The sequence below is a fragment of the Streptomyces sp. ISL-99 genome (assembly GCF_018614005.1).
Classification (GTDB): domain Bacteria; phylum Actinomycetota; class Actinomycetes; order Streptomycetales; family Streptomycetaceae; genus Streptomyces; species Streptomyces flavidovirens.
Genome location: NZ_JAGGPC010000087.1, coordinates 18,538 through 31,205, shown reverse-complemented (window position 1 = coordinate 31,205; position 12,668 = coordinate 18,538). Strand labels below are relative to the sequence as shown.

The window sequence follows — 12,668 nt, the reverse complement described above, 5'->3', positions numbered from 1 at the left end:
AGTTGCTCGCGTCCACTGTGTTGTTCCCGGGTTGCGAACAGTTATCGCACCGGTTGAACAGATCCACTTACTTAATTGAAGAGTGTGCTTGTTCGCTAAGCCCGATAGGGTTTCGGTGGTCATAGCGTTAGGGAAACGCCCGGTTACATTCCGAACCCGGAAGCTAAGCCTTTCAGCGCCGATGGTACTGCAGGGGGGACCCTGTGGGAGAGTAGGACACCGCCGAACAATCTTTCAGGACCCTTGGTCCAGCGTTCATGCTGGATCAAGGGTCCTTTTTGTTTTTCCGAAGCGCGTCGGATGGCCGACTGCGCGAGAATGACTGCGTTACCCCAAGACAGGAGCCAACCGATGTCCACCAACTCTTCCGACGATCGTCCGGAGCGCGAGCCGCGCCGGCGAGACGGCGATGACAGGGGCGGATACCGCGGCGGTCGTGACGACCGTGCGCCGCGCCGGGACAACGATCGCGGTGGGTTCCGTCGTGACGACCGCCCCACCGGCGGAGCGCCCCGTGGTGGTCGTGACGACCGCCCGAGTGGTCCTCGCCGTGATGACGACCGAGGCGGGCGTCCGAGCGGTGGTGGCGGTGGCTTCCAGCGTCGCGATGACCGGCCGAGCAGCGGCCCTCGCCGTGACGACAGCCGCGGCGGCCGTCCGGCCGGTGGCAGCGGCGGCGGTTACCAGCGCCGTGACGACCGGCCCAGCAGTGGGCCGCGTCGGGACGACGACCGTGGTGGGTTCCGTGGCGGCCGCGACGACCGTGCCCCGCGCCGGGACGACCGTCCCAGCGGTGGTGGCGGCGGTTACCAGCGCCGGGACGACCGGCCGAGTGGTGGTGGCGGCGGTTACCAGCGTCGTGACGACCGTCCCAGTGGTGGTGGCGGTGGCTATCAGCGTCGGGACGACCGTCCCAGCAGTGGTGGTGGCGGTTACCAGCGTCGCGATGACCGGCCCAGCGGTGGCGGCGGCGGGTTCCGTGGCGGCCGTGACGACCGTGCGCCGCGCCGGGACGACGATCGTGGTGGGTTCCAGCGTCGTGACGACCGTCCCAGCAGTGGTGGCGGCGGCTATCAGCGCCGGGACGACCGTCCCAGTGGTGGTGGTGGGTTCCAGCGTCGTGACGACCGTCCCAGCAGTGGTGGCGGTGGTTACCAGCGCCGGGACGACCGTCCCAGTGGTGGTGGTGGGTTCCAGCGCCGGGACGACCGTCCCAGCGGTGGTGGCGGCGGGTTCCAGCGTCGTGACGACCGGCCGAGCGGTGGTGGCGGTGGTTACCAGCGTCGCGATGACCGGTCCAGTGCGCCCCGTCGTGATGACGAGCGTGGTGGCGGGTTCCGTGGTGGGCGCGATGACCGTGCGCCGCGTCGGGACGACCGTCCCAGCAGCGGTGGCGGCGGTGGGTTCCAGCGTCGTGACGACCGGCCGAGTGGTGGCGGCGGTGGGTTCCAGCGTCGCGACGACCGGCCCAGCAGTGGGCCGCGTCGGGACGACGAGCGCGGTGGATTCCCCCGCGACGACCGGTCCAGGGGACCGCGTCGGGATGACGAGCGTGGGTTCCGTGGCGGTCGCGACGACCGTGGGCCCCGCCGTGACGATCGCGCGCCGCGTCGTGACGACCGCGGTGACCGCGGTGGCGACCGCGACGGGTACCGCGGGCAGCGTGACGACCGGGAGCGTGAGCCCGTCAAGCGGCTCCCGATTCCCGAGGACGTCACGGGTCACGAGATCGACAAGGACGTTCGTCAGGAGCTCCAGAGCCTGCCGAAGACCCTTGCCGAGGACGTTGCCAAGAACCTCGTCATGGTCGCGAAACTCATCGACGACGACCCGGAAGAGGCGTACGCCTACTCGCGCATCGCGCTGAGGCTCGCCTCGCGGGTGGCTGCCGTGCGTGAGGCCGCCGGCTTCGCGGCGTACGCGACTCAGCGGTACACGGAGGCGCTCGCGGAGTTCCGCGCGGCCCGCCGTATGACCGGGAGCGTCGAGCTGTGGCCCGTCATGGCGGACTGCGAGCGCGGGCTCGGGCGGCCGGAGCGGGCGATGGCGATGGCCGGTGAGCCCGAGGTGCAGAAGCTCGACAAGGCGGGTCAGGTCGAGATGCGTATGGTCGCGGCCGGCGCGCGTCGGGACATGGGGCAGATCGATGCGGCCATCGTGACCCTCCAGGGGCCGGAGCTGGCGTCGAACTCGGTGCAGCCGTGGACCGCGCGACTGCGGTACGCCTACGCCGACGCGCTGCTGACCGCCGGGCGCGAAGCCGAGGCGCGCGAGTGGTTCGCCAAGGCGATTGAGGCCGACAAGGATGGTTTGACGGACGCTTCGGACCGGCTCGCCCAGCTCGATGGTGTCGACTTCGTCGATGCCCTCGACGAGGAGAGGGACGAATCCGGGGAGTCCTCGGAGTCTCGTGTGTCCGGTGAATCCAGTGAGTCGAAGGCCGTGGCCGATGCCGATGCCGTGGCGGACGACGTCGCGGGCGGCGAGAGCGGCGTGGAGCCTGTTGAGGGCGACAAGGACTGACTGAGTCCCCTCGTGTTGTGAGTAAGGGCGGCACCCCCGACGGGGTGCCGCCCTTACGCGTTTCCGGGGGCTCAGCTCAGGTCGAGGCTGCGCAGGACCAGGCCCGTCGCCGGCTTCGGGCCGAACGAGGTGGACTTGCGGGGCATCGTGACGCCCTGGCGGGCCAGGTCCCGGACGACTTCTTCCCGTACCGGATGCATCAGGACGGCCGTGCCGCCGTGGCGCTCCGCCTGGGTGACGGCGGCCTCCGTGTCGTGGATGTACGCGATGTCCTCGGGGGCGTCGGGGATCGACCACACGTGGTCGAGGAGGGTCGCGTGCAGGACCGTCGCGTCCAGGCTCCGCCAGGCCTCGGGACGGCCGGCCGGGATCGTACGGGACAGCAGGGCCTCGTCGGGACGGTCGATGAGGTGGTACGCGCCGTCTCCCGCCAGGAGGAAGGCGTTGCCGGCGGTCGCCGCCGCCGCGAGGGCCTCCAGGGCGTGGGGGAGCGGGCCCGGCACCTCGCGGATGCGGAAGGTGGCGGCGACCGCGGCGAGGGCGTCAGCCACGGGGAGGCGGTGCAGGAGGCGGTGGATGGCGCGGACCTGGAGCGGGTAGCGGGCCGTGTCGATGAGGAGCACGAGGCCGGAGGCCCAGGGGCTGCCGGCCGGGTGTTCGTCCTGGAGGCGGAGGTACGTCGCCCAGCGGTGGTGGCCGTCCGCGATGAGTGCCTGGCGGTGGGCCAGGTCCGCAGTCACTTCGGCCAGCTCGGCAGGGTCCGTGAGGGACCACAGGCGATGGCTGAAACCGTCCTCCGTGGTGGTGGCCAGGAGCGGGGAGCGCAGGATGGTGCGCTCGATGACGGCGGTCGAGCCGGTTGCGTTGCCGCCGCTGCGATAGGTCAGCAGGAGCGGTTCGAGGTTGGCGGCGGTGGCGCGCATCAGGGCCGCGCGGTCGGCGACGACGTGCGGCATGACGTCCTCGTGGGGGAGGACGATTCCCTCGGCGGGTGGTGTGAGGGCGAGGGCTCCGATGATGCCGCGCTGGAGGAGGTCGCCCTTGCGCTGCTCATATACGTACAGAGCAGGCTCGGGGTCCGGGGCGAGCACGCCTTCCGTCAGCCAGCGGTGCAGGGTGTCGGCGGCCTGCTTGTTGCGGGTGTCGGGTGTTGAGGCCTGCGGGAGGATCAGGCGGACGATGTTGTACGGGTCGGCCGATTGGAGATGGTGGAGGCCGTCGGGCCGTACGACCACGTCGTACGGCGGGGACGTGACAGCGGCCAGGCCGCTCACTCGCTCGGGGACGTAGCGCAGTCCACGGAACGGGGCCAGGCGCAGGCCGTGGTCCTCCTCGGGCCGACCAGGTGTACTCATTGGTGCATCGTAAGTGGGGTCGCCCGATGAGCGATGATCGGGGGACAAGCACGGATCTAGGAGCGATACGGAATGAGCCAGCAGACCAGGACCCGGCCCGACGCGAGCGCGCGTGCGCTGAGGGAGGCGTACGACACGGCTCTGCTGGATCTGGATGGTGTCGTGTACGCGGGCGGTGAGGCCATCGCGCACGCGGTGGACGCGCTCGGGGTGGCCCGGGAGGGCGGGATGCACCTCGCGTATGTGACCAACAACGCGCTGCGGACGCCCGACGCGGTGGCGGAGCATCTGACGGAGCTCGGGGTGCCGGCTCGGGCTTCCGATGTGATCACGTCGGCGCAGGCGGTTGCCCGGCTGATCGCCGATCAGGTTCCGGCTGACTCGCGGGTGTTGGTGGTCGGTGGGGACGGGCTGCGGGTGGCGCTGCGCGAGCGCGGGCTGGTGCCTGTGGAGTCGGCCGACGACGATCCGGTGGCCGTGGTGCAGGGGTACGGCGGGCCCGATCTGGCGTGGGGCCGGTTCGCGGAGGCGTCGTACGCCGTGGCGCGGGGGCTACCGTGGTTCGCGTCCAATACCGACCTGACGATTCCCAGTGCGCGGGGGATCGCGCCGGGCAACGGTGCGGCGGTGGAGGTCGTACGGATCGCCACCGGCGCCGAGCCGCAGGTGGCGGGCAAGCCGCTGCCGCCGATGCACCGGGAAACGATTCTGCGGACCGGGGCCGAGCGGCCGCTGGTGGTCGGGGACCGGCTGGACACGGACATCGAGGGTGCGAACGTGGGCGGCGTGGACTCGCTGCTCGTGCTGACCGGGGTGACGGACGCCGCGCAGCTGCTGGCGGCGGCGCCCAAGTACCGGCCTACGTATGTGGACGCGGATCTGCGGGGCTTGCTCACCGGGCAGCCGGAAGTGGCCGGGACCGACGGCGGGTTCGTGTGCGGTGGGTGGACCGCTGCCGTGCGGGACGGCGAGCTGGTGGCCGAGGGGGAGGGCGCGGCGCTGGACGGGCTGCGGGCGCTGTGCGCGGCGGCCTGGACGTACGCCGGGGACGGGGCGTGCGGGCTGGACGCGGGCAAGGCGCTTGACCGGGTGGGGCTTTAGGGGGTCCTGCGGAGCCGTTCCCCTGCCGGCCGCTTGCCGCAGTGACACTTTGCGGCTCCGCGTCAGGGGCGCTGCACCGGACCCCGCTCTCCCTTGCCGGTCCCTTCGGCGAGGGAAGAGATGCGAGGGTAGGCTAACCTAACTCCGTGTTGGTTGAGAGTTCGCCCAAGCAGAGCGCGGTGCAGGCCCCGTCGGCCCCCGCGCCCCGGAAACGCAATGCCGTACGTGCCATGGGGCTGTTCGTCTCCATCGGCGTGCTGCTGCTGGTCGTCGTCGCGAGTATCGCCATCGGCGCCAAACCGCTCGGGCTGGGCGACGTGTGGCACGGCCTGTTCCACGCCTCCGGCACCGGCAGCGATGTGATCGTCCGGGACGTGCGGGTGCCCCGCACCATCCTGGGCGTGCTCGTCGGTACGGCGCTCGGGCTCTCCGGCGCGGTCATGCAGGGGCTCACCCGCAACCCGCTCGCGGAACCGGGAATCCTGGGCGTGAACGCGGGGGCCGCGGCCGCCGTCGTCTCCGCCATCAGCTTCTTCGGCGTCAGCTCGCTGACCGGATATGTCTGGTTCTCGTTCGTCGGCGCGGGAGTTGTCTCCGTGCTGGTCTACATCCTGGGCGGCAGCCGCGGCGCGACACCCGTACGGCTCGCGCTCGCCGGCACCGCCGCGACCGCCGCGCTCTACGGCTACGTCAACGCCGTACAGCTGATGGACTCGGCCGCGCTGGAGCAGATTCGTTTCTGGACCGTCGGCTCGCTGGCCTCCGCCGACATGGAGATCATCGGCAAGGTGTGGCCGTTCATCGCCGTCGGTGTGGTGCTCGCGCTGCTCATCGCGCGGCCGCTCAACGCGATGGAGATGGGCGAGGACACGGCGAGGGCGCTGGGCGCGCATCTGACGCGTACGCGCGTACTCGCGATGGTCGCCGTGACGCTGCTGTGCGGCGCCGCGACCGCCGCCTGCGGGCCGATCGTCTTCATCGGGCTGATGGTGCCGCACCTCGTGCGGACCATCACCGGGCCCGACATGCGCTGGATCCTGCCGTACTCCGCCGTGCTCTCGCCGGTGCTGCTGCTGGGCTCGGACGTCATCGGGCGGATCGTAGCCCGGCCCTCCGAACTCCAGGTCGGCATCGTCACCGCGCTGGTCGGCGGGCCCGTGTTCATCCATCTCGTACGCCGCCGGAAGATGGCCCAACTGTGACTGTTACTTCTCCTTCGCGTACTTCGCCTACTTCGCGTCCTTCGCGGACGCGGGCATCGCGCGCGATACGCACCCGCGGAGGGTTCTCCTTCCGGTTCGAGCCCCGGGCCATCCTCGCCACGCTGCTGCTCATCACGGCGGCGCTGGGCATGGGGGTCGTGCTCATCGGCAGCGGCGACTTCCCGATGTCGCCGGGCGATGTCGTACGTACGCTCCTCGGAAACGGCACCTCGTCGCAGGAATTCATCGTGACCGAGCTGCGCGTGCCGCGGGTCGTCGTCGCGCTGCTCGTCGGTGCGGCGCTCGGGGCGTCCGGGGCGGTCTTCCAGTCCATCTCCCGCAATCCGCTGGGCAGTCCGGACGTGATCGGCTTCGGGCAGGGTGCGACGGCCGGCGCGCTCGTCGTGATCGTGCTGTTCAAGGGCAACGCCTTCGCCGTGACGGGCGGCGCGCTCGTCGGCTGTCTGCTGACGGGAGCCGCCGTCTACTTCCTCGCGTGGAAGCGGGGCGTGCACGGCTTCCGGCTGGTGCTTGTCGGTATCGGCGCGGCCGCCATGCTGACAGCGCTCAACCACTACCTGATCACCAAGGCCAGCATCGTCGACGCGACCCGGGCCACGGTGTGGATGACGGGCTCGCTCGACGGGCGTGGGTGGGAGCAGGCCTGGCCGCTGCTCGGCGTGTGCGTCGTCCTCATTCCGCTGGTACTGGGGCACGGCCGGTCGCTGCGCATGATGGAGATGGGTGACGACGCGGCGTACGCGCTCGGGGTGAGCGTCGAACGCGCCCGGCTGGTGCTGATGCTGAGCGCCGTACTGCTCATCGCGGTGGCCACGGCCGCCGCCGGTCCCATCGCCTTCGTGGCGCTGAGCGCGCCGCAGCTCGCCCGCAGGCTGACGCGCTCGCCGGGGGCCAACCTCGGGGCGTCCGTCTGCATGGGGGCCACGCTCCTGGTGATCGCCGACTGGGTCGCCCAGCAGGCGTTCGGGGACACGCAGCTGCCCGTGGGAGTGGTGACCGGGGTGCTCGGCGGCTGCTACCTGCTGTGGCTGCTGGTCACCGAGCGCAAGGCGGGACGTATATGACGAACGAGAAGGATCCCAGGAGCATGCCAGTGCAGCAGCGTCAACCTCAGTCTCAGCGCCTCAGCGCGGAATCCGTGACCCTCGCCTACGACCAGCGGGTCATCGCCGAAGACCTGTCCGTCGAGATACCGGACCATTCGTTCACGGTCATCGTCGGGCCGAACGCGTGCGGCAAGTCGACGCTGCTGCGGGCCCTTTCGCGGATGCTCAAGCCGACGCGGGGGCGGGTGCTCCTGGACGGGAACGCGATCGGTTCCATGCCCGCGAAGAAGGTCGCCAAGACGCTGGGGCTGCTGCCGCAGTCGTCCATCGCACCCGACGGGATCACAGTCGCGGACCTGGTGGCGCGCGGCCGTTACCCGCACCAGGGGGTACTGCGGCAGTGGTCGCCGGAGGACGAGCGGATCGTCGAGGAGTCGATGGACTCGACGGGCGTCGGGGCACTGGCCGACCGTTACGTCGACGAGCTGTCGGGCGGGCAGCGGCAGCGCGTCTGGATCGCGATGGCCCTGGCCCAGCAGACACCGTTGCTGCTGCTCGACGAGCCGACGACCTTCCTCGACATCCAGCACCAGATCGACGTCCTCGACCTGTGCGCGGAGCTGCACGAGACGCAGGGGCGCACCCTTGTCGCCGTACTGCACGACCTGAACCATGCCGCGCGTTACGCAACGCACCTGATCGCCATGCGGGACGGCGAGATCGTCGCGCAGGGGCCGCCGGCCGAGGTGGTCACGGCGGAGCTGGTGGAGCGGGTCTTCGGACTGCGCTGCCAGGTCATCGACGACCCGGAGACCGGGACGCCGCTGGTGGTGCCGGCGGCGCGGAAGGCGCGCGGCGGGCGGGCGGCGGCTGCCCCTACGTCCGCTACAGCAGCTTCCTGAGGCGGATCAGGTCACGGAAGCCGGCTTCGAGCCTGACCCGGCCCGAGGCCCAGGACCTGGCGAAGTTCAGCTCACCGCCGACCAGGGCGACCAGTTCGTCGCCGGTCATGGCGAGGCGGATCTCGGCGCGCTCGCGCGGGGGACCGTCGAAGGTGTCCCGTACGTCGATCCGGCCGTCCGCGAGACGGCCGGTGAACGTGACATCCAGATCCGTGATGTGACAGCTCAGGGAACGGTCGAGCGACGCGGCGCTGCGTACGCCGTCGTCGTCGGCCTGAGCCAGGTTGTCCGAAAGTTTGTCGAGTGCGCTGCGGCACTCCTCCATCGTTGCCATCGGGATCGACGGTACCCCAGGGCTTCGCGGTAGCGTCGGGGCATGAACGACGAGGACGACGAGGTCGAGGACAAGGACGAGACGGCTGGAGCCACCGTCACCGCGGTGTACGACCCGGCCGCACCGGCGCCTCTCGGGGTGGAGCGCGCCCCCACCGGGCACGCCGGCGTCGACGCGCTGCTGGAGCGGCTGGGCGACGCCGACCACCTCCCGGCGGACGGGCACATCGAGGTGTACGAGGATGTACACCGGGGACTGCGTGAGGCGCTGACCGCGCTGGACGCACGACCGGGACCTCCGGCGCCCCTTTCCTCGTACGACAACAGGAGCTGAACCGATCGTGGCAGGAGTCGCGCGCCGACGCCTCGACGCCGAGCTGGTCCGCCGGAAACTCGCACGCTCACGGGAGCACGCGAGCCAGCTGATCGCCGCAGGGCGGGTGAAGGTGGGCGGCGCCGTCGCGACCAAGGCCGCCACGCAGGTCGAGACCAGCGCCGCGGTCGTGGTGCTCAAGGACGAGAACGACCCCGACTACGTCTCGCGGGGCGGCCACAAGCTGGCCGGCGCGCTGGCGGCGTTCGTACCGCTGGGGCTGAAGGTCGAGGGGCGGCGGGCGCTCGACGCCGGGGCCTCGACCGGTGGGTTCACCGATGTGCTGCTGCGCGCCGGGGCCCGGCAGGTCGTCGCCGTCGACGTCGGATACGGCCAGCTCGCCTGGTCGCTGCAGTCCGATGAACGCGTGAGCGTCAAGGACCGTACCAACGTGCGGGAAATGACACTCGACACGATTGACGGGGAGGCGGTCGACCTGATCGTCGGTGATCTGTCCTTCATCCCGCTGGGACTGGTCCTGCCGGCACTGGTGCGGTGCGCCGCGCCGGACGCCGATCTCGTGATGATGGTGAAGCCGCAGTTCGAGGTGGGCAAGGACCGCCTGGGCAGCGGCGGCGTCGTACGCAGCCCCGAGCTCCGGGCCGAGACGGTACGGGCCGTGGCGCGCCAGGCGTGGGAGCTGGGTCTGGGCGTACAGGGCGTCACCGCCAGTCCGCTGCCCGGGCCTTCGGGGAACGTCGAGTACTTTCTGTGGCTCCGGGCCGGTGCTCCCGAGCTCGACCCGGCGGATGTTGACCGTGCAGTGGCGGAGGGGCCGAGTTGACAACGACGACAGCTATTACAGGCACGACGACCAGCAGATCTGCTGAGTCTTCCGACGCGGCACGTACGGTTTTCCTGCTCGCGCACACCGGGCGGCCCGCGGCGATCCGCAGCGCGGAACTGGTCGTACAGGGGCTGCTGCGGAGCGGTATCGGCGTGCGCGTGCTGGCGGCAGAGGCGGCCGATCTGCCGCTGCCGCCGTCCGTCGAGACGGTGGCGGAAGCGTCGCCCGCCGTACTCGACGGCTGTGAACTGCTGATCGTCCTCGGGGGAGACGGGACGCTGCTGCGCGGCGCCGAGTTCGCGCGCGCCTCCGGGGTGCCGATGCTCGGCGTCAACCTCGGCCGGGTCGGCTTCCTCGCGGAGGCCGAGCGGGACGACCTGGACAAGGTGGTCGACAGGGTCGTCACGCGTGCGTACGAGGTCGAGGAGCGCATGACCCTCGACGTGCTCGTGCACAACAACGGTGACATCGTGCACGAGGACTGGGCGCTCAACGAGGCCGCCGTGCAGAAGGTCTCGCCCGAGCGGATGCTCGAAGTCGTCCTGGAGATCGACGGCCGGCCGGTGACCGGGTTCGGCTGCGACGGCATCGTCTGCGCCACCCCGACCGGATCCACGGCGTACGCCTTCTCGGCCGGCGGGCCGGTGGTCTGGCCCGAGGTGGAGGCGCTGCTGATGGTGCCGATCAGTGCTCACGCGCTGTTCGCCAAGCCTCTGGTGACGTCGCCGAATTCGGTGCTGGCGGTGGAGGTGCAGCCGCACACGCCGCACGGCGTGCTGTGGTGCGACGGCCGCAGGACGGTGGAACTGCCCTCCGGTGCGCGGGTGGTGGTGCGGCGGGGCGCCGTGCCCGTACGGCTGGCGCGGTTGCACCACGCGTCGTTCACCGACCGGCTCGTCGCCAAGTTCGCCCTTCCTGTGTCGGGGTGGCGGGGGGCGCCGCACTGAGTGCGGTGTGCTGGGTGTGGTGGGTGCGGTGGGGGCGGGGCGGTGCCCCGCGCAGGGCTGATCGTGTCAATCCAGAACTCATGGATTCACGGATGAGTGCGGGGGCCGTCGCGACGGGGGGCCGGGACCTCGTAAGGTCGTGTCCGTGTTGGAGGAGATGCGGATACGGTCGCTGGGCGTCATTGATGACGCCGTCGTCGAGCTGTCACCCGGGTTCACGGCGGTGACGGGCGAGACCGGCGCGGGCAAGACCATGGTCGTCACGAGTCTCGGGCTGCTGCTCGGTGGGCGTGCCGACCCGGCCCTCGTGCGGATCGGAGCGAAAGCGGCGGTCGTCGAGGGTCGGATCACCATGCCCGCCGACGCGCCCGCCGCCGTACGGGCCCAGGAGGCCGGGGCCGAACTCGACGACGGGGCGCTGCTGGTCAGCAGGACCATCTCGGCCGAGGGACGTTCGCGAGCCCATGTGGGCGGTCGCTCGGTGCCGGTGGGGCTCCTCGCGGAGCTGGCCGACGACCTCGTCGCCGTACACGGGCAGACCGATCAGCAGGGGCTGCTGCGGCCCGCCCGGCAGCGGCAGGCGCTCGACCGGTACGCGGGGGACGCCGTCGCCGTACCCCATGCGAAGTACGCGGCCGCGTACCGGCGGCTGCGGACGGTCGCGGTGGAACTGGACGAGCTGACCACGCGGGCGCGTGAGCGCGCGCAGGAGGCGGATCTGCTGCGCTTCGGACTCGACGAGATCGCGGCGGTCGATCCGCGGGCGGGCGAGGACGTCGAACTCGCCGCGGAGGCGGAGCGGCTGGGGCACGCCGAGGCGCTGGCTTCGGCGGCTTCCGTCGCGCACGCCGCGCTCGCCGGGAACCCCGAGGACCCGGAGAGCCTCGACGCGAACACGCTGGTCGCCGGGGCGCACCGGGCGCTCGACGCGGTGCGGTCACATGATCCGGCGCTTGCTGTGCTCGCTGAGCGGATCGGTGAGATCGGGATTCTGCTGGGTGACGTGGCGGGGGAGCTGGCCGGTTACGCGGACAACCTCGACGCCGATCCGCTGCGGCTGTCCGCCGTGGAGGAACGGCGGGCGGCGCTCACCCAGCTCACGCGCAAGTACGGCGAGGATGTCGGGGCGGTGCTCGCCTGGGCCCAGGACGGTGCCGCGCGGCTCACCGAGCTGGAGGGTGACGACGACCGGATCGGTGAGCTGACGGCCGAGCGGGACGCGTTGCGGGACGAACTCGCGGGACTGGCGCAGGCGTTGACCGACGCGCGTACGGAGGCGGCGAAGAGGTTCGCCGACGCGGTCACCGATGAACTGGCGTCGCTCGCCATGCCGCATGCCCGCGTCACGATCGATGTCCGGCAGACCGAGGACCCCGAGGGGGTCGAGGTCGGTGGCCGTCTGGTGGCTTATGGGGCTTCCGGGGTCGATGAGGTCGAGCTGCTGCTCGCGCCTCATCCCGGCGCTCAGCCCCGGCCGATCGCCAAGGGGGCCTCGGGCGGTGAACTCTCCCGGGTGATGCTGGCGGTGGAGGTCGTATTCGCCGGGTCCGACCCCGTACCGACCTATTTGTTCGACGAGGTCGACGCGGGTGTGGGCGGCAAGGCGGCGGTCGAGGTCGGGCGGCGGCTGGCGAAGCTGGCGAAGTCGGCGCAGGTGATCGTGGTGACGCACCTGCCGCAGGTCGCGGCGTTCGCCGATCGGCAGTTGCTGGTGGAGAAGACGGTCGACGGGTCGGTCACCAGGAGCGGGGTCACCGTGCTGGAGGGCGAGGACCGGGTACGGGAGCTTTCGCGGATGCTGGCGGGGCAGGAGGACTCGGAGACCGCCCGGGCGCACGCGGAGGAGTTGCTGGCGGCTGCGCGGAGCGACGCGTAGTGGGTGGCGTGGTGTCCGTCGTTGGGCGCGTGCGGGGTGCGTGCCCCGCGCGTCCCGCACCCTCCCGTAGGTGGTGCTTCCGTCACCGACACGGGTGAGCACGCGCTCGGGAGGCTCGCGGTGCGAGGGGGAACGGGGACCGTGATCACTCTTGTGGGTGATGCGGTGAGGTACGACCAGGGGGCCGACCCTTTCGTGGTGC

12 protein-coding genes and 1 rRNA gene are annotated in these 12,668 nt (G+C 71.2%); 10 read left to right on the top strand and 3 right to left on the bottom strand.

The features are described 5' to 3' along the window. Nucleotides 1-111: 111 nt before the first annotated feature. A 5S ribosomal RNA gene (gene rrf, locus J7E91_RS34170) occupies nt 112-228 on the top strand. A gap of 99 nt (nt 229-327) precedes the next feature. On the opposite strand, the gene J7E91_RS37160 is transcribed toward rrf, so the two are convergent. Continuing rightward, nucleotides 328-1,725: a hypothetical protein gene (locus tag J7E91_RS37160; protein WP_214911121.1), complete on the bottom strand. Its 1,398-nt coding sequence runs from the start codon at nt 1,723-1,725 to the stop codon at nt 328-330. Between the two features lie 78 nt (nt 1,726-1,803). Between J7E91_RS37160 and J7E91_RS34160 the strand changes: the two genes are divergently transcribed. Further along, complete coding sequence (locus tag J7E91_RS34160) at nt 1,804-2,523, top strand: tetratricopeptide repeat protein (RefSeq protein WP_251016691.1); 720 nt, start codon at nt 1,804-1,806, stop codon at nt 2,521-2,523. 71 nt (nt 2,524-2,594) lie between these two features. On the opposite strand, the gene J7E91_RS34155 is transcribed toward J7E91_RS34160, so the two are convergent. Continuing rightward, nucleotides 2,595-3,878, bottom strand: a complete 1,284-nt coding sequence (locus J7E91_RS34155; protein ID WP_214911107.1) for a DUF1015 family protein — start codon at nt 3,876-3,878, stop codon at nt 2,595-2,597. Nucleotides 3,879-3,950: 72 nt separating this feature from the next. Here J7E91_RS34155 and J7E91_RS34150 point away from each other — a divergent pair, with 72 nt between their 5' ends. From J7E91_RS34150 to J7E91_RS34135, 4 genes are all read left to right on the top strand, one after another. Next, nucleotides 3,951-4,979 (top strand): HAD hydrolase-like protein, encoded by a 1,029-nt coding sequence (locus J7E91_RS34150; RefSeq protein WP_214911105.1) that lies wholly within the window; start codon nt 3,951-3,953, stop codon nt 4,977-4,979. Nucleotides 4,980-5,209: 230 nt separating this feature from the next. After that, nucleotides 5,210-6,181 carry a FecCD family ABC transporter permease gene (locus J7E91_RS34145; protein WP_374224820.1) on the top strand — a complete coding sequence of 324 codons (972 nt, stop codon included), beginning with the start codon at nt 5,210-5,212 and terminating at the stop codon, nt 6,179-6,181. Beyond that, nucleotides 6,178-7,266 (top strand): iron chelate uptake ABC transporter family permease subunit, encoded by a 1,089-nt coding sequence (locus J7E91_RS34140; protein ID WP_214911103.1) that lies wholly within the window; start codon nt 6,178-6,180, stop codon nt 7,264-7,266. The genes J7E91_RS34145 and J7E91_RS34140 overlap by 4 nt, the downstream gene beginning before the upstream one ends. Further along, a complete protein-coding gene (locus J7E91_RS34135) occupies nt 7,263-8,150 on the top strand; it encodes an ABC transporter ATP-binding protein (RefSeq protein ID WP_214911101.1) in 888 nt (295 codons plus the stop codon). The genes J7E91_RS34140 and J7E91_RS34135 overlap by 4 nt, the downstream gene beginning before the upstream one ends. Here the strand turns inward: J7E91_RS34135 and J7E91_RS34130 are convergent. Then, complete coding sequence (locus tag J7E91_RS34130) at nt 8,134-8,484, bottom strand: sterol-binding protein (protein WP_214911099.1); 351 nt, start codon at nt 8,482-8,484, stop codon at nt 8,134-8,136. The two genes, J7E91_RS34135 and J7E91_RS34130, sit on opposite strands and share 17 nt — an antisense overlap. Before the next feature lie 42 nt (nt 8,485-8,526). Here J7E91_RS34130 and J7E91_RS34125 point away from each other — a divergent pair, with 42 nt between their 5' ends. From J7E91_RS34125 to recN, 4 genes are all read left to right on the top strand, one after another. Next, complete coding sequence (locus tag J7E91_RS34125; protein ID WP_251016681.1) at nt 8,527-8,817, top strand: hypothetical protein; 291 nt, start codon at nt 8,527-8,529, stop codon at nt 8,815-8,817. 7 nt (nt 8,818-8,824) lie between these two features. Continuing rightward, nucleotides 8,825-9,640, top strand: a complete 816-nt coding sequence (locus tag J7E91_RS34120; protein ID WP_214911097.1) for a TlyA family RNA methyltransferase — start codon at nt 8,825-8,827, stop codon at nt 9,638-9,640. A 14-nt stretch (nt 9,641-9,654) separates the two neighbouring features. Continuing rightward, nucleotides 9,655-10,590 carry an NAD kinase gene (locus tag J7E91_RS34115; RefSeq protein WP_214911113.1) on the top strand — a complete coding sequence of 312 codons (936 nt, stop codon included), beginning with the start codon at nt 9,655-9,657 and terminating at the stop codon, nt 10,588-10,590. A gap of 157 nt (nt 10,591-10,747) precedes the next feature. Further along, a complete protein-coding gene (recN, locus tag J7E91_RS34110; RefSeq protein ID WP_214911111.1) occupies nt 10,748-12,466 on the top strand; it encodes a DNA repair protein RecN in 1,719 nt (572 codons plus the stop codon). The last annotated feature ends 202 nt before the right edge of the window (nt 12,467-12,668 follow it).

What these genes read in the sequence shown, in the direction of transcription:
- J7E91_RS34160 (WP_251016691.1), top strand. Translation starts at nt 1,804, where the DNA reads ATGGTCGCGAAACTCATCGACGACGACCCGGAAGAGGCGTACGCCTAC.
- J7E91_RS34155 (WP_214911107.1), bottom strand. Translation starts at nt 3,878, where the DNA reads ATGAGTACACCTGGTCGGCCCGAGGAGGACCACGGCCTGCGCCTGGCC.
- J7E91_RS34150 (WP_214911105.1), top strand. Translation starts at nt 3,951, where the DNA reads ATGAGCCAGCAGACCAGGACCCGGCCCGACGCGAGCGCGCGTGCGCTG.
- J7E91_RS34145 (WP_374224820.1), top strand. Translation starts at nt 5,210, where the DNA reads ATGGGGCTGTTCGTCTCCATCGGCGTGCTGCTGCTGGTCGTCGTCGCG.
- J7E91_RS34135 (WP_214911101.1), top strand. Translation starts at nt 7,263, where the DNA reads ATGACGAACGAGAAGGATCCCAGGAGCATGCCAGTGCAGCAGCGTCAA.
- J7E91_RS34130 (WP_214911099.1), bottom strand. Translation starts at nt 8,484, where the DNA reads ATGGCAACGATGGAGGAGTGCCGCAGCGCACTCGACAAACTTTCGGAC.
- J7E91_RS34125 (WP_251016681.1), top strand. Translation starts at nt 8,527, where the DNA reads ATGAACGACGAGGACGACGAGGTCGAGGACAAGGACGAGACGGCTGGA.
- recN (WP_214911111.1), top strand. Translation starts at nt 10,748, where the DNA reads ATGCGGATACGGTCGCTGGGCGTCATTGATGACGCCGTCGTCGAGCTG.